Annotated in this window: 15 protein-coding genes; 5 read left to right on the forward strand and 10 right to left on the reverse strand. The window is 43.0% G+C overall.

Annotated elements, in window-relative coordinates; translation table 11 throughout:
• Nucleotides 1-9 precede the first annotated feature (9 nt).
• On the reverse strand, nucleotides 10-411 hold the full coding sequence (locus AC04MN_RS03330; RefSeq protein ID WP_475381768.1) for a DciA family protein: 402 nt from the start codon (nucleotides 409-411) through the stop codon (nucleotides 10-12).
• On the opposite strand from AC04MN_RS03330, the gene trmFO reads away from it, so the two are divergent.
• Complete coding sequence (gene trmFO, locus AC04MN_RS03335) at nucleotides 393-1,790, forward strand: methylenetetrahydrofolate--tRNA-(uracil(54)-C(5))-methyltransferase (FADH(2)-oxidizing) TrmFO (protein ID WP_475381769.1); 1,398 nt, start codon at nucleotides 393-395, stop codon at nucleotides 1,788-1,790. The two genes, AC04MN_RS03330 and trmFO, sit on opposite strands and share 19 nt — an antisense overlap.
• A 55-nt stretch (nucleotides 1,791-1,845) precedes the next feature.
• Here the strand turns inward: trmFO and AC04MN_RS03340 are convergent, their stop codons facing one another.
• Nucleotides 1,846-2,094 (reverse strand): hypothetical protein, encoded by a 249-nt coding sequence (locus AC04MN_RS03340; protein WP_475381770.1) that lies wholly within the window; start codon nucleotides 2,092-2,094, stop codon nucleotides 1,846-1,848.
• Between the two features lie 232 nt (nucleotides 2,095-2,326).
• On the opposite strand from AC04MN_RS03340, the gene AC04MN_RS03345 reads away from it, so the two are divergent.
• Both AC04MN_RS03345 and AC04MN_RS03350 read left to right on the forward strand, forming a co-directional pair.
• Entirely contained in the window at nucleotides 2,327-5,008 is a 2,682-nt protein-coding gene (locus tag AC04MN_RS03345) for a valine--tRNA ligase (RefSeq protein ID WP_475381771.1), read from the forward strand.
• Nucleotides 5,009-5,056: 48 nt separating this feature from the next.
• Nucleotides 5,057-5,536: a hypothetical protein gene (locus AC04MN_RS03350; protein ID WP_475381772.1), complete on the forward strand. Its 480-nt coding sequence runs from the start codon at nucleotides 5,057-5,059 to the stop codon at nucleotides 5,534-5,536.
• 2 nt (nucleotides 5,537-5,538) lie between these two features.
• Here the strand turns inward: AC04MN_RS03350 and AC04MN_RS03355 are convergent, their stop codons facing one another.
• From AC04MN_RS03355 to AC04MN_RS03375, 5 genes are all read right to left on the reverse strand, one after another.
• A complete protein-coding gene (locus AC04MN_RS03355; RefSeq protein ID WP_475381773.1) occupies nucleotides 5,539-9,696 on the reverse strand; it encodes an LVIVD repeat-containing protein in 4,158 nt (1,385 codons plus the stop codon).
• A gap of 27 nt (nucleotides 9,697-9,723) precedes the next feature.
• On the reverse strand, nucleotides 9,724-14,163 hold the full coding sequence (locus tag AC04MN_RS03360; RefSeq protein ID WP_475381774.1) for a tail fiber domain-containing protein: 4,440 nt from the start codon (nucleotides 14,161-14,163) through the stop codon (nucleotides 9,724-9,726).
• A 236-nt stretch (nucleotides 14,164-14,399) separates the two neighbouring features.
• Nucleotides 14,400-15,545: a metallophosphoesterase gene (locus AC04MN_RS03365; RefSeq protein WP_475381775.1), complete on the reverse strand. Its 1,146-nt coding sequence runs from the start codon at nucleotides 15,543-15,545 to the stop codon at nucleotides 14,400-14,402.
• A 29-nt stretch (nucleotides 15,546-15,574) separates the two neighbouring features.
• Complete coding sequence (locus tag AC04MN_RS03370; protein ID WP_475381776.1) at nucleotides 15,575-16,090, reverse strand: hypothetical protein; 516 nt, start codon at nucleotides 16,088-16,090, stop codon at nucleotides 15,575-15,577.
• Between the two features lie 456 nt (nucleotides 16,091-16,546).
• Nucleotides 16,547-16,819: a hypothetical protein gene (locus tag AC04MN_RS03375; RefSeq protein ID WP_475381777.1), complete on the reverse strand. Its 273-nt coding sequence runs from the start codon at nucleotides 16,817-16,819 to the stop codon at nucleotides 16,547-16,549.
• A 140-nt stretch (nucleotides 16,820-16,959) separates the two neighbouring features.
• Between AC04MN_RS03375 and AC04MN_RS03380 the strand changes: the two genes are divergently transcribed.
• The gene (locus AC04MN_RS03380) at nucleotides 16,960-17,583 is read left to right on the forward strand and encodes a DsrE/DsrF/DrsH-like family protein (protein ID WP_475381778.1); all 624 of its coding nucleotides are present in this window, start codon (nucleotides 16,960-16,962) and stop codon (nucleotides 17,581-17,583) included.
• Between the two features lie 84 nt (nucleotides 17,584-17,667).
• Here the strand turns inward: AC04MN_RS03380 and AC04MN_RS03385 are convergent, their stop codons facing one another.
• From AC04MN_RS03385 to AC04MN_RS03395, 3 genes are all read right to left on the reverse strand, one after another.
• The gene (locus AC04MN_RS03385) at nucleotides 17,668-18,654 is read right to left on the reverse strand and encodes an isopenicillin N synthase family dioxygenase (protein ID WP_475381779.1); all 987 of its coding nucleotides are present in this window, start codon (nucleotides 18,652-18,654) and stop codon (nucleotides 17,668-17,670) included.
• A gap of 88 nt (nucleotides 18,655-18,742) precedes the next feature.
• A complete protein-coding gene (tsaA, locus tag AC04MN_RS03390; protein ID WP_475381780.1) occupies nucleotides 18,743-19,471 on the reverse strand; it encodes a tRNA (N6-threonylcarbamoyladenosine(37)-N6)-methyltransferase TrmO in 729 nt (242 codons plus the stop codon).
• Nucleotides 19,472-19,541: 70 nt separating this feature from the next.
• Nucleotides 19,542-20,276 carry a Crp/Fnr family transcriptional regulator gene (locus tag AC04MN_RS03395; protein ID WP_475381781.1) on the reverse strand — a complete coding sequence of 245 codons (735 nt, stop codon included), beginning with the start codon at nucleotides 20,274-20,276 and terminating at the stop codon, nucleotides 19,542-19,544.
• A 220-nt stretch (nucleotides 20,277-20,496) separates the two neighbouring features.
• On the opposite strand from AC04MN_RS03395, the gene AC04MN_RS03400 reads away from it, so the two are divergent.
• Nucleotides 20,497-21,477 (forward strand): BMP family lipoprotein, encoded by a 981-nt coding sequence (locus AC04MN_RS03400; protein ID WP_475381782.1) that lies wholly within the window; start codon nucleotides 20,497-20,499, stop codon nucleotides 21,475-21,477.
• Nucleotides 21,478-21,479 lie beyond the last annotated feature (2 nt).

A 21,479-nucleotide genomic window follows, 5' to 3' on the forward strand; every position in this document is an offset into this window, starting at 1 on the left:
TCAGCTTCCTTAGTCGTTTTCGGAGCCCTCAGGAACTAGCTTTTCGATAAGATCTTTAAAATTCATATCATCTTGCTGAGGCACTTCGCGACGATCCAATGTAAAGCGGATCGTTCTTACATAATTCTGCCCCATTTTTTGATTAATTGTCGATTGAATGTGCTCGCGCATAAAAACAAGCTGCTGCATCCAGGCCGAATGTCTAACCCATAAAAACAGTGTCCCATTCGTATATGCGACAGGCTCGGCATTTTGAGCGATTGTTGGCCCCACCACCTCGGGCCACTTTGCCCAAAGCTTCCAACGCAAAAACTGCCCCGACAGAGGAGACTTGCCATTTTCGAAAAGACCCATTAGTACTTCCGAACCAGCACTCAGTTTCTTTTTCTTGGGTGGGTTTTGATCATTCATGCCGGGAGGCTAACATAGAAGCTTTAAAAAATCACACCATTACTGTTGTCGGCGCGGGCCTTGCCGGAAGCGAATGTGCCCTGCAATTGGCTGATAAAGGCTACTCTGTCGTGCTTTACGAAATGCGCGACAAAGTCATGACGCCCGCCCATAAAACCAATAAATTCGGAGAGTTGGTTTGCTCGAACTCATTTGGCAGCATTTCTGAAGGCTCTGCCCCACAACAACTGAAGTGGGAAGCCGAGCGTCTTAACTCGCATATATTAAAAATGGCTTACCAAGCCCAGGTTCCAGCCGGTCAAGCTTTGGGAATGGATCGCGAACTGTTTTCACAACTTATTACCGATAAAATTAAGTCTCACCCTCGTATCGAGGTTCGCACCGAGGTCATTGAAAGTCTGGACCAAATTCCACGTCCTGCCGTCATCGCCACCGGGCCATTAACTCACGAGTCTTTAGCGGCCAGCATGCAAAAGCACTTTGGCAATGACTTCATGTACTTCTTCGATGCCATTGCTCCAATTGTTGATGCCGACTCTATCAATATGGATATCGCTTGGAAGGCCGATCGCTACGACAAAGGGACTCCTGATTATATCAACTGTCCGATGGATAAAGAGCAGTATGAAAACTTCATCAATGAAGTTAATGCTGCTAGAAAAATTGAACCTAAACATTTTGAAACAACCGATTTTTTTGAGGGCTGTATGCCTATCGAAGAAATGATCGAACGTGGCCCCGAGACTCCTCGCTTTGGCCCTATGAAGCCCGTAGGTTTGAAGAACCCCCGAACAGGTAAAGAGCCTTGGGCGGTTGTTCAGTTGCGCATGGATAACAAAGAAGGCACTGCTTACAACATTGTTGGCTTTCAAACCCGCATGGCCTATGGCGAACAAAGTCGGGTCTTTAGAATGATTCCGGGACTCGAAAATGCTGAGTTTTTAAAACTTGGAAGTATTCATCGAAATTTATATATCAATTCTCCAACTATGCTGAACAAAGATCTTTCCAGCAAAAAAGATCCATGGTTGTTTTTTGCAGGGCAAATCACTGGAGTCGAAGGTTATTTCGAGTCGACCTGCATGGGTTTATTAGTGGCCCGCTTCTTAGATCAAAAGCTAAAAGACGAGGTTCTTAAACCACTCCCACGTGCATCAGCTCTTGGCGCTTTGATCGAAGCCATCACCGATGAATCAAAAGCGGATCATTTTCAGCCTACGAACATTAATTTTGGTTTGTTCCCCATGGTAACGTTAGACAATTTAATGGCTGAAGGAATGGAAAAAAAGCCGGCCGTTCAGTTGATAAAAAATAAAAAAGCCAAAAAGGACTACCAAATTCAAAAGGCTCGAGGGGCTTTTGAAGAATGGATGAAATAAAAAAAAGCAGGTTTTAGGACCTGCTTTTTTTAAATATTTCGCAAGTATCAAATGACTATCTGATACGGTTGCAAGTTTCTTTTGAGTCTGAAGATAAAAGCTCTTTAGATTGAGCATCATACTTCAAAGTGATCAACTGAGAGCAATACTCGTAAGCGTCCGCATAAGTCTCTTGCATATAAACAAGAGTCAAAACTCCGTCTTTTTCGAATTTTTGAACTAGACGAGCCTCTTTAGAAGGCACATAAGCCTGAGCCAAAGAAGAAACAGCAACCAAAGAAACCATCAACAATGCTTTTTTCATTTATCCTCCTGAAGATATAATCATAAGTATTTATCGCACAGAGTCATATCAGGCCAGACTGGGTCCGGGTACTCCTTTTTAGGTGTTTTGCATTGATTACATGGGCCTCTGGGCAGCTTTGAGGCCTCCTCTCTTTAGGGCGGGAATAGGGCGGGTCTCGGCCCAGGATGTCTACCCAAGTTTGGAAAATTTTGCTACGCTCGAAGGGCTTGTTTTTACAGAAGGATTTTATATGAAGGAACAACTTTCAGACCGTTACAACCCAGCCGATGTTGAAGGGCGTATCTACCAGTGGTGGGAAGAGTCTGGGCACTTTAAGGCTCAAGACCAATCGACCAAACCCCCATTTTCTATTATTTTACCGCCCCCTAACGTCACGGGTTTCCTTCATATGGGCCATGCCCTAGATCACACAATTCAAGACATGTTAATCCGCTGGAAACGTATGTCTGGATTCAATACGATGTGGTTACCGGGTACCGATCATGCGGGAATTGCAACCCAGTCCGTGGTTGAAAAGGAACTTAAAAAAGAAGGTATCACCCGTCATCAACTTGGGCGGGAAAAGTTTGTTGAAAAAGTTTGGGACTGGAAACACCAGTACGGTAATCGTATCTATTCACAAATGCGTCGCCTTGGTGACAGCTGTGATTGGGATCGCGCAACTTTCACTCTTGATGAAGGTGTTTCAAAAGCGGTTCGTAAAGTTTTCGTGAGCCTTTATAAAAAAGGTTGGATCTATCAAGGTACACGCCTGGTGAATTGGTCTGGTCCTCTTGAAACAGCCATCTCGGATCTTGAAGTTGAACATAAACAAATCAAAGGTTCGATGTACCATATTAAGTACATGCTTGAAGACGGCTCTGGATTTTTAGAAGTAGCAACGACTCGCCCAGAAACCCTGCTAGGAGACACAGCTGTTTGTGTACACCCTGAGGACGATCGTTATAAGCACTTGATTGGCAAGAATGTCGTCCTGCCATTGCTGGGCCGTAAAATTAAAGTTATCGCTGACACCTATGTTGATAAAGAGTTTGGCTCTGGCGTTGTTAAAATCACTCCAGCGCATGATTTTAACGATTATAAAATTGGAAAGACTCACAATCTTGAGTTCATCAATATTCTGAATAAGAAATGTGAAATAAACGAGAATGGTGGTCCATATGCAGGCCTTAAAGTTCAAGAAGCTCGTAAACGAGTTTTGGAAGATCTTAAAGCCGCAGATCTTTTCATCAAAGAAGAGCCACACACGTTGAACGTTGGTCACTGTTCGCGTTCCGGCGCCGTAGTTGAACCTTTCTTGTCTGAGCAATGGTTCGTGAAGACCGAACACTTAGCTGTACCTTCGCGCCGAGTAGTTGAAAACGGTTCTTTAAAATTTGAACCAGAGTCTTTTACAAAAATTTATCTTCACTGGATGAACATCATTGAAGACTGGTGTATTTCTCGCCAATTGTGGTGGGGACACCGTATTCCCGCATGGAATTGCGCTGATTGTGGTCATGTCACCGTGTCCGAAACTGATGCATCTACTTGTGAAAAATGTGGATCTCACAACGTAAAACAAGAAGAGGATGTTCTTGATACTTGGTTTTCGTCAGCATTGTGGCCGTTCTCTACAATGGGATGGCCTAACGAAACTGAAACATTAAAAACTTTCTACCCAACTTCGTACTTGGTAACGGGTCATGATATTATTTTCTTCTGGGTAGCCAGAATGATCATGATGGGCCTTGAATTCCAACGAGACATTCCATTCCGCACCGTTTATGTGCATGGGCTTGTGCGCGACAATCAGGGCCGCAAAATGTCGAAGTCATTAGGCAACTCAATCGACCCAGTGGAAATGATCGAAAAACACGGTGCCGATGCTTTGCGCTTCACTTTTGCTGCTCACTTATATTCAGGCAAAGACTTTAAATTTTCAGAACAGCGTCTTGAAGGCTATCGCAACTTCATGAATAAAATCTGGAACGCCGCTCGTTTTGCACTTACTAACTTACAAGACTTCGAAATTCCAGCAGATGGCGTAAAAGCACTTCCAAATGCAACAAAGCTTTCGGTATTTGATCGATGGATTATCTATAAACTAAATGAAGTGACAAAGACAGTTGAAGAAGCCCTCGAGCAAGATCGTTTTTCGGATGCCGCAAATGCGCTTTATCAGTTTGTTTGGGGACAATTCTGCGATTGGTACATCGAGTTCACTAAACCAATCATGAACGGCGAAGATAAAGAGGCTCGTAAAGCCACCCAGTTGGTGATGGCGCAGGTTCTAAACCGTATAATGCGCCTTCTACACCCCTTCTGCCCCTTCATCACTGAGGAGATCTACCAAAAGCTTCCGATCAAGTCTGAGGCTCTTATCGTTGCTCAGTTCCCGACGACTAGAAATGATAAAGACTTTTTAGCGCTAGGATCAGCAACGTCAGCTTTAGAGATCGACATTGTGAAGGATGTGATAACGGCCATCCGTAATATTCGCGGAGAAAACAGAATCAGTCCGGCACAAAAGCTTGGTATTCGTTTAGGTGTGGAATCAAACGAGACCCACAAAATTTTGGACATCAATCGGTCTGCACTTGAAACAATGGGACGTTTAGAGAAAATGGACATTGGAGCTGAAGGCAATCTGGCAAAATGTGCTGTTGCAACTGTTGTCGTGAAAGACCATAAAGTAAAAGTTATTATTCCTTTAGAAGGACTTGTCGACTTTGCTGAAGAGGTTAAACGTATCAACAAGGCCATTGAAAAGCTGCAAAAAGATATTTCTATGTTGTCGGCGAAACTTTCTAATGAAAAGTTCATCGCCAATGCTGATGAAGATGTTGTAGCTACTGACAAGGCCCTTTTAGAGCAATCGAAGATCCAAATGAAGGATCTTCAAGAAGCCCTAGTACGCTTTCAGGCATAATGAACCTTAATGGCTCCCAAACGGGAGCCATTTTTTTAGGAGATGTCTATGAAAAACAAAGCGATCTGGATTTTAATTAGCATCACTTTTGTGGCATTCACTTTTTTCTACTTTAAAAATACAGAAAAGCATCCTGATTCTTTTGAAACCTCTGCAATTCAGTTCATGCAAAATGAACTAAAAAAGGACCTTAATATCCAGTTAGCAGCTGTTTTGAATACTCGAATGCAAGAAAAAGATCTTTTAGTTAATAAAATTATCGAAAGAAGTACTTTTCGCTTAATTAACAAGACAGATAGTCCGGATAAGTCTACCAAGATAGAATACGAAATTTTGACTCTCGATTTTGCCGAACTAAGATCCATACAAGATTCTTACATTAAAGCACTCATAGAGAATACAAAATGGACACAAACCGAAATCAAATCTTACCTTGATAAGATAATACCAAACCAAATGAACAGAGTGATCGTTAATTCGACCAACGTTCAATTTGCAGAGGGTAAACTAGTGCCTAGATCAAATTGATTTTATTCGATCACAATCCAGCTTGCTCCGTCACAATATTTAAACTTATTCAGTCCAGTATCATATTCGATCGTCGCCTTGGCTCCAGCTGGAGAGCTGCAGCCCGCCCCTCCCGCTCCTGGGGAAGGACCCATCGCTATAAAATTCGTCCCATCACAATAACCATAAGCATTAGACACACTAATAAAATCAATTCTTCCTTGGACACTACAGCTTCCTAAAGTTGCCGGAGGTGTCACCTTTAAAACATCAAAAGATGGAGCAGAACTATTAGAAATAAACATATAGGGCGCAGAGAGCTCAAATTTATTATGATTGGCAACAGGAGCCCTAGAATCGACCACCGCCATAGATGCAGGATTAGAAACGTCAACCAAGGTCACAAGACCGCTATAGCTGGTAATATAAGCGTAATTTCCTGATACCCTTAACGAACTGACGGAATCAAGTGCCGTCGCATTAGTTAAGGTCGATACAAACGATGGCGCCAGAGGATTGGAAAAATCATAAACGGAAATAGAATCCGAATACTCGTTCAAGACAAAAAGATTGTTTCCTGATAGGACGGGACTTCGACAAGAATCAATGCCTGAATGAGCAAAAGAATATATCACAATATTTGCGGGATCCGTCACATCCGCAATACTCAAACCACTTGCACTGAGACCACAGCTTATAACATAGTTACCGGTTTTAACTAAACCAAAGGTAGACCCATATTCAGTATCAAGAACAACAGGCGAAGTGGGATCCGAAATATTCACGCTTGAAAAATAGCTATTCGCAGTGACATAAAGATAGTTGCCAGAAACCAAAAGATCATAGGTTCCCGAAAATACCGGATAATTAGATAACATCTTTTTAGCATATACTGGCGCCGCAGGGTTGCTTACGTTTATAACCGTAAGTCCATAGTTACCAGTCTCACTGATATAAGCATAGTTCCCGGACACAGCTAAGGATGACGATGTAAAAAAAAGCGGACTCGTAATTGAACCCAGCAAAATTGGGTTCAAAGGGTCCGACACGTCAACAATTGAAAATGTGCCAGATCCGTTAGATAAAGTATAAGCGTAATTGCCAGCCAAAGAGACCGCCGAAATATTCGAAAATTTTGATCCTAGTGGCAAAGAAGAGGCAAACTTTCGGGGAACTGGTGCATTTGTGATATTAAATACCTGCAAGCGCGACTGAGTAAGCCAAATCATAGAGTTACCTGAAATCTCGAACCGTGCCGGAGAAGACTTTATGTTATTATACAATGGCATGCCAAGCATTTCCGGACTGGATGGATCAGAAACATCCCAAGCAGTTAAACCTGAATTTCCGCTATAATACAAAGTAGATCCACTCAATAAATGATAACTAGGAGAACAACCTCCGCAACCATAAACACCATCGAAACTTGCCATAATAAATGGCGATGTCTTGTTACTAACATTCACGATATTTATCTTGCTATCAGCGACATAAACATAGTTACCCAAAACAACCAAATCTTCGCCTGATGTGTAGGTACCCAAAGAAACACTACCAACCACAGAAGGAGACGTCGGCGTTGAGATATCAACAATGACTAATTTTATTGAAGTGGTGCACACCAAATATAAATAGTTACCACTCAGCTCCATACTTTTACATCCGGTCATTGAAGCGTTAGTAAGGGATGTTGAAACTGTTGGGCTTGTTTTGGTCGTAGAGTTTATCACTGTCAACCGAGCATCAGACAATACAAAGGAATAGTTACCGGATACCTTAACTCTCTTCGTAGCCCCCATCGGACCATTATTTACCGAGCCCACCAATGCCGGCGCAGCGGGCGTCGAAATATCAACAATCGAAAGATAGTTCTGTGAACTAACATAAAGGTAATTCCCCGCTATTTCAAAATCACTAATTGTATTAAATCTAGTAGCATCAGTAATAGAGCCTAGAACCGTAGGCGCCGTAGGGTTTGAAAAATCTGTCACATAAATGGCTTTTGCAGGATCAGATGACGTATAGGCATATGTACCAGAGAGGGCCAAATCAGCCGACCAATCATAGCTTCCGTAATACGAAAGAGTGCTAATACTAGTGACAGAAAGTGGATTCGAAATATTATAAGCTGAAAGGCCGTATAAGTTTTGACTACCTTGAAATAGCGTATTTCCAGAAATTGCGATTCCAACACAAGAACACATGACCGAGCTCTTTTGAACAAGAGTCGCTGGATTTGAAATATCAATAACTCGGAAATAATAGCCATTTACGTAGGCATAAGAGCCCGAGACCTCTATGTCGCTGGTGCCACCACTTAAAGCAAGAGTACTGTACAAAGCTGGTGCCGTCTTCACCGTAATATCCACAACAGCGATACCGGCACTTGTAGCTACATACAAGTAATTGCCGGACATTGCCATTCGATTTGAATTGTTTAGATTCGAATTTGTCAAAGAGCCGACCAGACTCGGTGAGGTCTTTACTGAAACATCAAAGACATAAACGGATCCGGATATTAAAACGAACGCGTAATTACCAGACACAATAACTTCGTCAGCCCAGCTTAAAGAAACCGAATTATTAAATCCTACGATCGAAGCAGAGTTGATCGAAGTCACATCAATGACCGAAAATCCACTGGAGGCTGCGGTATAAACATAGTTCCCGCTTTTTGTAAGCGCCATGACCTGAGCTAATTTAGAACTGTCTCTAATGTCATTCAACCGAACAGGATTGCTTACCGTAGATAAATCATAGACATCTAATCCCGAACTATTGGGGTCTGCAAAAAAGAAGTAGGTTCCATCAAAAAAACTACCTGGGGTGTATGCCGAATTAGAGTTCGCTACACGAGCCTGACTAATATAGGTCATAGCCGCTGGATTCGAGACGTCAAAGGTCCAAAGGTGTCCATTCGAATCATTGACGACCCCAATCGTACCAACCACCTGCGTATTCGAAGGATTCGATGGTCCCCCGTTTAACTTTTCACCAACTTCTGGCATTATGACAGTTGGCTGAAGTGAAGCATCAAACGTTACCAAAAAGTTTCGATTTTTAGAATAGGCAATTAATTTACTTCCAGATATTAAGACATCAGAAAACCCATTGCCCCATCCCCCCATCGCTGACACAACTTGCTGTTTTGCTGGATTTGCAGGATTGCTAACATCTAAAGTAATTAGTTCGCCATTACCCGTAACAACATAAGCATAGCTTCCATTAATTACAACGCCCATGGTCCATGTGACCTCATCAACCAACGATTTTGCCAATGTCGGACTGCTCTTGTTGGTTATGTCATAGACCTTTAAAGGATCAGAAGATCCAGAACTGTTGGTGACATATAAGTGGTTACCGGTTATTGCAATTGATTTTGCATACGAAACCCCTGACAGTGAAGTCGAAGAGGTCATCACCGGAGCCGACTTATTAGTTATGTCAACGATATTCAAAACAGAGGTATAATAGTTGGGAACCGTAACTAGATAGTTCCCACTTAAGACCATCCCCGAATCATTCTTAAAAGTTGAGTGGGAAAATGTTGAAGTCAAAGTCATCGCAGATGGAGTCGAAACGTTAAAAATCTGCAGCCTTCCACTAGACTGCGAATAGACATAGCCACCTGCTACGATAGCATCAGCACCATTTAAATAAGTATTCGTGATAGCTCCCAAATAGGTTGGCGTTGTAGGAGATGAAATATTTAATGCAACTAAGGAAGTGCCAGCTATGTAAAATAGTGTGGTGCCAGAAATTCCAATACTAGACACAGATCCTTGAGTAACGGCATATTCTGCAACAACGATCGGACTGCTAATTGTAGAAATATCAATTATGGCGATGTAGTTAGAACCTCCCCGCTGTCCACCAATGAAAACGTGATTTCCAGAAATGGCTATTCCATCTGTAAATGCGTAAGTACCCAGAGTTCCACCACTAAGTGAACCCACTGTTTTAATTCCACCATATTTCGTTGGAACCCAATTTGTACCGTTGCAGTATTTAGTTTCTTTCGTAGCAGAAAAATATTCGATGGCTCCAGCATTTGCCACTGGCGCTGCGCAGGCAGCCCATACTTGTAATTTACCCAAAAACAAAGATATTACAAAAGCGAATAAAGTGCATTTTGCAACATTAGTAAACCGTTTTTTGTTTATACAAGAAACAAGTTTCATATCACACCCTAACTTAACGTTGAAAAACTATTTTATTTTTTTCTCTAATTTCTGAAGGCGGACTTCTTGCGATTGAATTTTACCCATTAACAGTTTCAAGGAAGCCTTTAGTTCGTCATTTTCAATTTGCAAATCTTTAATCTGTTTGTCTTTTTGCTCAAAAGCAGAAGCAATACCACGTTTTTGCTTTTGAAGATCCACATTTACTTCTTGAATAGCTTTAATTGTAAATGGAATCAGACCCATATAATTCACTCCGTAGTAATTCCCATTCGCATCCACATTTTTCACAAGGTTTGGAAGGACAGCCATTAAATCCTGAGCCATAACCCCGTACTCGGTACGACGAGATGGATCTTCTTTCATCACATATGAATATACTTGAATTTTCATCAAAGGATCCAAGCCCGAAGGAATCGGATTGATGTTTTCTTTTAGACGTCTATCCGAGACGTCCGTCAAAGTACCAGTGAATTGAATATCACCCACAACATGTAACGCACTCGCCGGAGCATTGGTCCCTATCCCAACAAAACCTGCGCTGGTAACACGCAATCTTTCAGTTCCTGCAGTAGATACGGCTAATGTGTCAGCTGCTGGCGCATAAAACCCGGTATTTGTGTCTCCAGTAATTGTATAGCCAGGCAATGCGGCCGTACCCGCGACTGCTTTCAATGTTCCAGTCATGTCAATGGTTCCGTTAGCCAAGAAATCGCCAGTGCCCGTTGGAATATTCGAAGTACAGATAATCGAGCCCGTGCCATCAGATGTACACATCTTATTATTAGTAATACCTGTCGTTCCAATAACAGGAACATTCCCAGACGCGACCCCTGTATTTAAAGTGGCTACTGTTCCTAATCCTAAATTTGTCCGCGCAGCTGCCGCTGTCGTTGCACCCGTACCGCCATTGGCAATCGGTAGAGTTCCAGTGACATCTGTAGAAAGAGTAACTAACGAGTTGACCCAAGTTGTCCCGTTATAGCGAATATGCTGCCCCGTCGCAGGAGTAGTAATTGTTGCCGAAAGCTTACCATTAAAATTGTCATAGTCCGTCTTGCTAATTAAACCCGCAGTGACTGACGCAGTAGATGCCATCGGAATATTCAAAGTATGAGTCGTCGTTGCGGATGAAAATGCTGGAGCCGTTCCAGACGTACCAATCGCAAAAGTTTGTGTTCCTCCCGTTAGACCATTCAACGAAGTGATTCCTCCAGCCGAAGGAGTGCTCCATGACAATACTCCTGAACCGTTGGTGGTCAGAACTTGTCCGTTGGAACCAGCGCCAGACGGAAGAGTCAAGGTGACTGCAGCCCCCGAAGCAGGTGCTTGCAAATCAACATATCCTGATGTCGAGCCAGACACCCGAACCACACCTTTGACGTCCAAATTGGCAGCAGGCGCAGGGTTATTAATACCAACATAGCCATTTGAATGAATGCGCATCCGTTCAGAGCGAGTCGAAGCGCCATTGATCGTTGTTTCGAAGATCATACGACCACCCCGGGCACTAGTGGAATGAACTTCCGTGGCATCAACATATAAGGCCGCGGATGTTGTGCCCGTTCCAGAGCCATCATGACCTCTAAAATACAGACCACCGAGGTTATCACCTGACTGCACGGCCGAAGGTGTCGAAATCGTACCTCGAGTTCGTGTCATCATTAATGCAGCACCGTCTGTTGCCGTTGCTGATGAGTGATATAAGCGCGCCATGAACGACCCAGAGCTTTGGATGTCTAAAGGAAAGCTCGGTGAGGACGTACCAATACCGACATTACCACCATTGAAGTAGCTACTTCCTCCGGCATCAAAAAAGAATCCATTAGTAGAGGTGTTCGTGTAACCCACGATTCGAGCCGCACTACCACCGCCGGAATTATCAAACTGAATTGCCCCGTTATTGTTGCCATTATAGTTCATTCGAACCACGTTTGTAGACGCAATGCTGATCGGAGAATCACCGATTGCCGAAGCTGCAGTAAACATTGGAATTCTATTTGTCGTCCCAGTCCCAGAAATCCCCGCGCTGGGTGTAGTCCAACTTAGCACGCCCGTTCCATCTGTCGACAACACTTGACCAGAAGAGCCCGCTGTTGCCGGTAAGGTTAAAGTCACATTTGGAGTTACAGTAGTAGGTGCACGAATACCCACATAATTCGATGAATCACCGTCAGCAAACCGAACTTCATTCTGTGTGTTCATTTGTATATAGTTACCAAATGCCTTTGCACCAGAAATTGTCTGAGTCGACGACTTATCAACAAGCCCCGCTGTATCTGGCGTACCACTTGCCCAAGAAGATGCACCTGTTGCATAGACTACGTTACCTGCAAGCCCCGAGTTCAAAGATGTTACTGCACCAGTTCCCGCTCCAACTAAAAGGTTGCCAGAACCAAGTGTAGCTGATCCAGTACCTCCATTTGCAACCGGTAAAGTTCCCGTTACATCCGCCGTTAGGCTCACCGAAAGAGCCGAGTTGATCCAGTTCGTACCATTATATTTCAAATACTGACCGTTCGCTGGAGACGTCAAAGTGATTGGAGAACCTTTAATTTTATCAACTGACATCGTCGACGAAGTCCCGCTCACATCACCACTGAAAGTTGAAGCTGTTCCTAACTTCGCATTGAAGGCATCGTAATCCGTCTTACTTAAAAGGCCCGCTGTCGTTCCAGCAGTTGATGCCATTGGAATATTTAATGTGTGCGTATTTGACGCTGATGAAAACGCAGGAGCTGTTCCCGTTGTTCCAATCGCAAATGTTTGCGTTGAACCAGTCTGTCCATTTAAAGAAGTTAAACCCGCACCAGATACACCCAAGGCAACGGCTGCTGAACCATCCCAGTATTTCACTTGATTTGAAGTCGTATTGAACCAAGTTTTACCTTTATCACCAACTCCCCAACCAGAAATCAATGTAGACTCTGTCGCATTCGTATAGCTTCCAAGCCCCAATGAACCTGTCATTACATCGCCAGCTTTATTTACGGCATCCGTGATCCCATAACCAGATAAAGTTGTTGGCTTCGAAGTGATCGAAGACCAAGCTGGCGTCACTGTCACATTCGATGCCGCCGTTAAACGACCTTGAGCATCAACAGTAAATGTCCCAACCTGAGTTGCTGATCCATAAGAGCCCGCTGTAACCGCTGTATTATTTAGAATTAAGTTACCTGCGACGATCGCAAGAGGTGATGTCACTCCTAATGTCGAGTAACTTGCGGCGCCATTTCGCACAACAATTCCTGTGCCTGTGATCGAGGTCAAATCCGAAGCGCTGCCTCCATCACTGATGGCTTTCACTGCGCTTCCATCCCAGTATTCGATTTTATTCGAGGCAGAATTGAACCACATTTTACCTTTATCAGCTAACGCAAGTCCGCCTGGGGCAGCACCATTATTTGATAGATGCAAGGTCATGCTGGCATTCATCGTGATGTAGCCAGTATTGGTCATATTCTGGCCATTCATATTAATAGCACCAGACATCGTGCCACCAGCTTTGGCTAAATATGTAGCTGAAGCATTATTAATATCATCAACTGCTGTTGCAATTTGCGCTGCTGTTTTTCCTCCAACATTATTAACGGTAGCAGCTACAGATCCACTACCAGAGGCTGAAACATCCCCAGTCAAATCGGTAATCGCAGAACCAACACCTGAATTGTCCGTACCGCAAATCCAACCCGTTCCATTCCATTTTAAAACTTCGTTGTTTGCACAGGCCACATTATTTGGCAGATAAGTAAAATACTTACCTGAAGCTGAAGTGATTTCATCAACGACATGAGTATGCGCACTCGGCGCAAAGGTCGTAGGCTTACCAGTAACATCGCCCCAAGCCGGAGCCGCGGCGGCCCCTAAAGTCACGCAAGTTAACGATGTCCCGTCAAAACCAACCACACCAGTTCCACAAGATGCTCCAGGTTTCATCGCGAATTGACTGACATCAAAACCACCCAGCTTCAAAGAGTTTGAAGACTCCTGAGCCCGACGAGCCTGAGAAGCAAATGGAACCGCCGTAAGATCCATTTTTTGATTCAAAACTTGCCAACTCACTCCATCCCAGAAGCGAACTTGTAGACGTCGAGTCGCTGTCCCAACAGGACTATAAGTACTGGTATTTTGACAGGTGTATGACACATCATTTTGAAAAACATCGTGGGCCGAACTTAAGGAAGCAGCAAGAAATGTAGGATTCGAACCAAAGCTGACATCAAAAACACCATTTGTTAATGATAAATCGACGCCAGTTTTTTGTTCGATAAACAAGACACAGTTGTCATCATTATGAGCTAAAATTCTAAATTCAAAACCAACACTATTATAAGTTAGAGGTGTTTTATCAGCTTTTAAAATGCGACCTTGGTAAGTAAAGAGAGCTGGGTTCGCAAAAACACTTAAAGACACAAGATTTAAAGCGAAACAAAAAGCTATCGTTGAAACGCGCTGTATTGATTTCATCTTCAACTCCCTCCTTAAAAAATACTAATGCTCCAAATTTGACCAATTCTTTATCGGAACATTAATGAAGAGAGTTAAGACTTTGAATTGCTTTAAAAATCCTTATTTTTAAAAAAAATACCGCCGAATACGGCAACATATCGATATTACTTATGATCTTAAATTGACTCGAATTTACGAAACAGTCTCAAAACTGTTTCGGTTAAATTTAGACACAGGACTAAACATCTCATATTTTAACGTTTTGAAATAAGACGAACGACTGAGACCTCACACCTAGTGAAGTTTCGGACAGCAGGCCCCCAATAAGCTGTCCCCTCATTCACATAAACATGCAATCCCTTCCAAAAATAGTATCCACTATTGAATTTATGGATGAATGGGCTAAAGAAATTCCATGGAAAGAACTGACCTCCATGGGTGTGACCGGAAAATTGCAAATGAAATCCATGCGAGGCCGCAGCAACTGCCATTCCCGGCTGATGCGAAAGAAGGATGCGAAATTGATTTCCTTTAAATTGATCGATCAACTTATCCCAGCTTATCTTTTCATAGCCAAAACGGGCCCCCGTCGGATCAGGAATTCCCGCTACTAAAATTTCTCCATCTCCTTGCTGTACCGAAAGAGCCTCGTTTACTAGGACCTTTATTCCCATTCCCCGTAAGGTTTCTAGAATACGACCACCAGCCCAATAGTATTCGTGATTCCCAGGAACATAAAAGACCCCCAATGGAGCATGCAGAACAGATAGCTGGCGAACCATTGGCATAAGCTCATCAAGATCACCATCTATAATGTCGCCAGTTAAAACAATCATATCTGGCTTAACTTCTTGAATCCGATTCAAAACCTTAAAAAGAAAAGACGCCGGTAAAAAATGACTAATATGTAAATCACTAATTTGCAAAATTCGCGTTCCGGCAAATGCTGTCGGCACCCTTGAATCATCTACTGTTGTTTCGGTCAACTCAGGACCTCGCTGAACCTTCCAAATGCCAAGAAACAAAAGAAGGACCGCCGCCAACAACATAATAAAAGTCACAGAACCATAATAAAGAGGCGCGACTAAATTAGGAGCAAAATAGGTACAGATAAAGGCTACAACATCTCGAGCCCCAACAAAAAATAAGAGAGAACTCATTAAGGGCAAAGAATAATAAGAAATGTTCAAAAGAAGTGGTCGCTTCATTATGAACTTTCGACCATCCTCACTCCAAAAGAAAAGAGGCATTGCTGCTGCAGCAAATACTACTATCGCAATTAAAAGCGTAATCAATAATTGAAGTATCCAACTAAAATCAGAAAAGCGTGTAAGCTGTTGTGACAAGTAAAGAAAAATTCCTATCGCGACCGATCCAAAAACGATCCGAAATAAAAACATTGTGGCCTCCAGCGTGGGCTTTGGCCATCCTATCTTTGCGAAGACAAGACTTCAAGAGCTACTGGAATAATTTGAGAATTTGAAACTGGAATAGCGTCAAAACGCACTCTTAAATGCATTTGATGATGCAATAGGGACTTACGTCTACACTCACTCCCCTTTAAGGTAAGCATCAAAAGATATGTCTGAAGTCCTGGAGCATATTCAAATTGCTGTTGTACAATTTCATCGCAACCTTCTAGATATTCTGGATAATCCAAAAAAACCAATTGCCCCAGGGGCGCCTTAACAACCGATAGATATTCTTCTTTAACAGCTGAATCGGCATCAATTAATACAAGACCCATCTGTACTCGCAGCGTCTGGTTGGATTCGTTAAAAAACTGTTGATAGTCATAAACCTGCGATGAAATCTGATTAAGCTTAAAATACATTCTAGAATCCGGCCCAGATCTGCGTTCGGTGAGCGCATTAGTTTGTCCGGTGTAGGCCACGGCCACCACATTAAAGACAATAACAGCTAAAATTCTTTTCAAAAATTCCATCGTTCCCCCCGATGTTCAGTTGAAACCTATTCGGTGAGTTTTTATTTCTCAAGCCACTAACGATACTTCAGAAATATTTCCAGAACGGTGACAAAAATGGCGCGAAATAAGACGTTCAAGGGTGTTTCGTTAATATTTCTTTACAAATTTAATGCGGATTTAATCCTATTGTCTCAATTCTGATCGATTCGAACTTATGTGGATTTCTATTAGCACCGATAAATTTAGGGGGCTAAATCTTTTATATCAATAAACGTTTTAGGAACAGGCTCAAATCCAACCTGGAGTTATTGCCGACGTCCTTGCTGGCACAGGCATAACTGTCTCTGGCACTACCTCCAAAACTATCGCTGTCAATATCGGAACAACGGCGGGAACGGTCGCTACGGGTAATGACAATCGTATTGCAAATGCTCTGCAATCATCAACAGTCTTTGCTGGTGAGATCAGTGGAAATTACTCGGCAGTCTCTGTCGACAAGATCAAAGGTGTCGGTATTTCAGGACCTGCTCCCACTACCGGACAAGTCCTGCGCTTTGACGGAACGAACTGGACTTCTGCGACTCCTAATGCGGGTTCGGTGACGTCAGTCAATCTATCCGTTCCGTCTTTTTTATCAGTGACTGGTGGCCCCATTACCAGCAGTGGAACACTCGCAGTTTCGCTATCCTCACAAACTGCAAACACTGTTTTTACATCGCCCGACGGAGCCGCTGGTGCACCAAGCATTCGAACTCTTAAAATAAATGATATCTATTCCAGTATCGGAGGCCTCAGCCTTTTGCAGCCAACAAAGAATTAAGCTCTTGGCAATAGAACAAGTACACTCCACCTTCGTATTCTACTTACAGAAATAGAAAAAGAGACTTATGGAAAATCAAATTATCAACCCTGAACTTCATAAAATGATCTCTGAAATTGTCGAAACCAAGCTTCAATCGGAAATTCCAAAAATGATTGAAGCTTATTTTGAAAAACTGCAAAACAATACAGCGACGCTGTCGATTATTGCCTCTAAGGGAACGATGGTTATGGCCTATCCACCCTTTATTCTTGCGTCGATGGCGGCTGCAATGGGATGGAAAGTAAAAATCTTTTTTATTTTTTATGGCATCAACCTTCTAAAAAAAGATCTTTCCGGGCTCAGCATGAGTGCGCTTGGAAATCCCGCTATGCCCATGCACCTTCCCTTAGGTCCAGAGTGGATTCAAAAGATAGATTTAAATATTCCAAACTTCATCCAAAGCTCTCTTCCTGGCTTTGAACAAGTCATGACCGCAATGATGAAAAAGCAAACGAAAAACAAAGGAGTCGCCTCAATTGAAGAGCTGCGCACCGAATGCCTTGAAAATGGAGTTGAGCTGATTGCCTGCCAAATGGCACTCGATTTATTTAACATCCCTCAAGTGGATCTTCTATCTTCAGTTCGCGTCGCTGGCGCAGCTACATTTTTAAATGATTCAAAAAATTCGTCGATCTCCTTGTTCATCTAGACAAGAAGTCAGCCTTATCAGGCTTTTTAATTAGCATTTATATTTACAAATAAAAAAACCCGCTGTTTAAAGCGGGTTTTTTTATTACTTAATCAATCCAATTTCGCGAAGTCTTTGCATTAAGAAATCATGCGAAGAAATCGGCGGATACTTTTCCCCAGCACCTTTACATGATGGCAAGCAGTTCAACATTGCCTTAGGATGTGGATGCATAAAGAATGGCATCGAGTAGCGACTTACATTGCCACCAGTTACCGGATTCACCACTCGGTGAGTCGTTGAAGGCAAAACATCATTGGTCAAGCGGGCCAACATATCACCAACATCGACGATCAAAGTATTTGGATCACTTTCAATATCGAGCCAAGTTCCGTCACGGTCCAATAACTGCAAACCACTTTGAGTCGCTGCCGGCAAAAGAGTGATAAAGTTGATGTCTTCGTGCGCTGCCGCTCGAACACAGCGAGGATCGACTCCCTCAGGAATCGGAGGATAGTGAAGAAGTCGTAGAATCGAGTTTCCATCCTTAGTCATTTTAGCAAAGAAATCTTTTTCAACTTCAAGAGGCATAGTCAATGCCTCCATCATCACATCTCCCGCCTCTTCCAAGGCCGCATAAAGCTTTGTGAATACGTCTTTAAATTCAGGCATATTTGTCGGCCAAACGTTTTCAGGATACACCGATTTTAAATCATGCCCTTCGGGTAGTTCACGACCGACGTGCCAAAACTCTTTCAGATCCATTACTGGAGAATCTTTAGCGTGCTCTTTCCCAAAAGGTGTGTAGCCGCGCTGAAAGCCCGCTGTCGGAGAAATCCATTTTGTTTTTTCTTCAGTTGATTGCGCGTAGAATTTTTCCAAAACTGCGTATGCTTGCGCCAACAGCTCTGGCTTCACTGGGTGATCTTTCAAAATGATAAAACCGTAGTCTTTTAAGCCGGAGTAAAGCTGATCAATAAATAAGACTTTCTCGGCTGAAGTTCCCTGTGTATAGGCCGCTAGACTCAACACCGGCACTTTACGATTGGTTAACTTTTCCACTTTGTTCGGACGCGAATCAAGAGTTTCCATTTTGATTTCTCCCCATTTGGAATTTGGTTTCAGACAACCTACCCCGAGAAAATGCCTAAAATCAAGGCTCCTAACGGAAACTCATTATTCAAATTATGAATAACTCAAAGACCTCAACCATGTTGGGGCTTGTAAAACGAAACTGGATATCAGCATTAAGTAAGCGACATGCATGAGTATTTCGATAAGGGGTCTCTTCCTGCCCCTCGAAACCTCGGTAAACAACAGGACGTGGATCTAATGCTAAAGTCTCTCTTACTAAATTTTCACAATCGACTTGGGGATTCATAGACTGCCAGATCTTCATTTTTTCCTGCACAGAATCTAAAAACAAAACCTCAATCTGCAGACGCTCTGCAGAGTCGACCCACCCCATCCTCGCATCCGGTACACTTTCAACAAAAGGAAGGTATGGCTTTACATCCAATATTGGAGTGCCATCAACAAGATCAGCACCCTTAAAATATAGAATGCCGTTTTCGATTTTTTCCAGCTGAACCAACGACAGCCCGATAGGATTCGGGCGGTGAGGCGTCCTTGTCGCAAATAACCCCATAGAATCACCCCCCAAACGTGGCGGATGAACTTTAGCGTGATAGCGGGCTGATTTATTCTGATGAAACACCCAAACCAACCAAACATGACTGAATCCTTCAAGGCCCTGCAAAGCCTCTTCGGGTTGCAAGTCAGCACGAAGCTGAAGACGACTATTTGCCGATGGTGCCAAGCCTGGCTGCCGAGGAGTCCCGAACTTATCTTTGAAACAAGACTCAATGTAACCAATGGGTCTAAATTCTATAGGCTCAAACGCAGACATAAAAAAACTCCTCGAAGAGCGTATGCCCTATCGAGGAGTCTTTGTAAAGCACCCAATCCGTCTCTAAATATTAAATGCCAAAGTTTCCAGACTTTTTCATTAGAGCTTCGCGGTCTTTAATAATAATTTCTTTTCCATTCAAATCGATCAATCCTTCGTTTTTAAACTCAGTCAGATGACGAGACAATGATTCGTTGATCGTACTCGCAAGTTGAGCAAACTCGCTTCTTGTCAGTTTAAGATTTAAGCGAGTGCCATCAGCCGCTTTCATACCAAACTTGTCGCTTAAGACTACTAGTTGATAAGCAATACGCTCTTGAACACTCGCTAGATAATGTAGTTGGCTTGTACTTTCAAAAGCGTCGATGTCCTGAACCGTCTGTTCAAGAAGCATTTTCACCACAGGGTTGGCATTGGCTAAAGAGGCCATGATAAGCTCTTTCGGATACAACCAAACTGTCGTGGGCTTGATCGCTTTAGCACTGGCACGCTGACCGCCACCAGAAACGAGAGATTTGTAACCAAAGAACTCCCCCGGAGAGACAAGCTTTGTAACATACTCATCACTTGTCGTTCGTCCCCGCTGAGCACTTCTGTTCACAACAACTTTAACACAGCCCGAATACACATAATAAAGTCCTCGTGGCAAGTCGCCCTGCTGGAAAATAGTTTCCCCTTCACGAACGTGAAGAGTTTCGTAAGGAACCGCAGAAGTAGTTGAAATTACTTGATTTTCATCGGACATCTTCGCGACTGTACTAATTCCGTAATTCAAAATCGGATGTGCTCCAAGAGTGTTATTCATTTTGAGCTCCTTTATCAGCGCCCAGGCTGAATGTTTAAGACATATTAAACTTTCATTTTCAAAAAATCCAGTATTTCTTTGTTTTGTAAAGATCCATGTAATTTCTTGACGCCATCTTCGGATTAACCTAAAAAGGCTCGGATATAAAAGTTTTTAATAATATCAAACACTTAGGCTTAATTTAAAACCCCTAGGTTTGAACATTAAATAGGAGACATCCATGAGACTCCATGTCGCGTTATCTCTCATTGTTTCACTTTTTTTAATCCAGCCAGCCTGGGCACTGAAGGTAGGTCTTGTTTTAGATAAAGGTGGAAAAGACGATAAATCCTTCAATTCAGCGGCCTTCATGGGTGCCACCAAAGCCGAAAAGGAACTCGGCATAGAACTCAAGTACGTTGAGGCAACGGACAACAACGCCATCGAAAATCTTCACCGAGCTTTTGCTCGCAAGGGCTTCGACCTTATTATCGGCGTTGGCTTTGCGCAGACCGAAGCCATGAAGAAAATCTCGAGCCAGTTTCCGAATATAAAATTCGCACTTGTTGATGGCGAAATCCAATCAAAAAACCTGCGCTCACTGTTGTTTGAAGAGCACGAAGGATCTTTCGTTGTCGGCGCCATCGCAGCAATGAAGTCTAAAAACAATGCCGTAGGATTTATCGGCGGCATGGATATTCCATTGATCCGTCGATTTCAATTAGGCTTTGAAGCCGGCGCAAAACACGTGAATCCTAAGATTAAAGTTCTAACCAACTACATCGGAGTCACCGGTGAAGCTTGGAACAATCCTGCCAAAGCTAAAGAATTAGCCCTGTCTCAGATCGGACAAAAAGCCGATGTCATTTTTGTCGCCGCCGGAGCTTCTGGCTCTGGAGTCTTCGATGCCGCAGAAGAGAAAAAAGCTTTTGCGATTGGTGTCGACTCAAATCAAAACTGGATGAAACCCGGAGTCGTTTTAACATCTATGATGAAGGCTGTTGATGTTGCCGTTTATGACACGATCAAGATGACCAAGAATGGAAGCTTCCAGCCTGGTAGCGTGCGATTCGGACTTAAGAACTTAGGTGTCGATTACACACTAGATAAACACAACGAAAAAGTTCTTACCGCAGATATTCGCAAAAAAGCGGACGATATTAAAAAACAGATTATCGCTGGCAAAATTCAAGTCCCCGACTATTACAGCAAGAGTAAATAATC

The organism is Bdellovibrio sp. ZFWA1, from assembly GCF_056175665.1.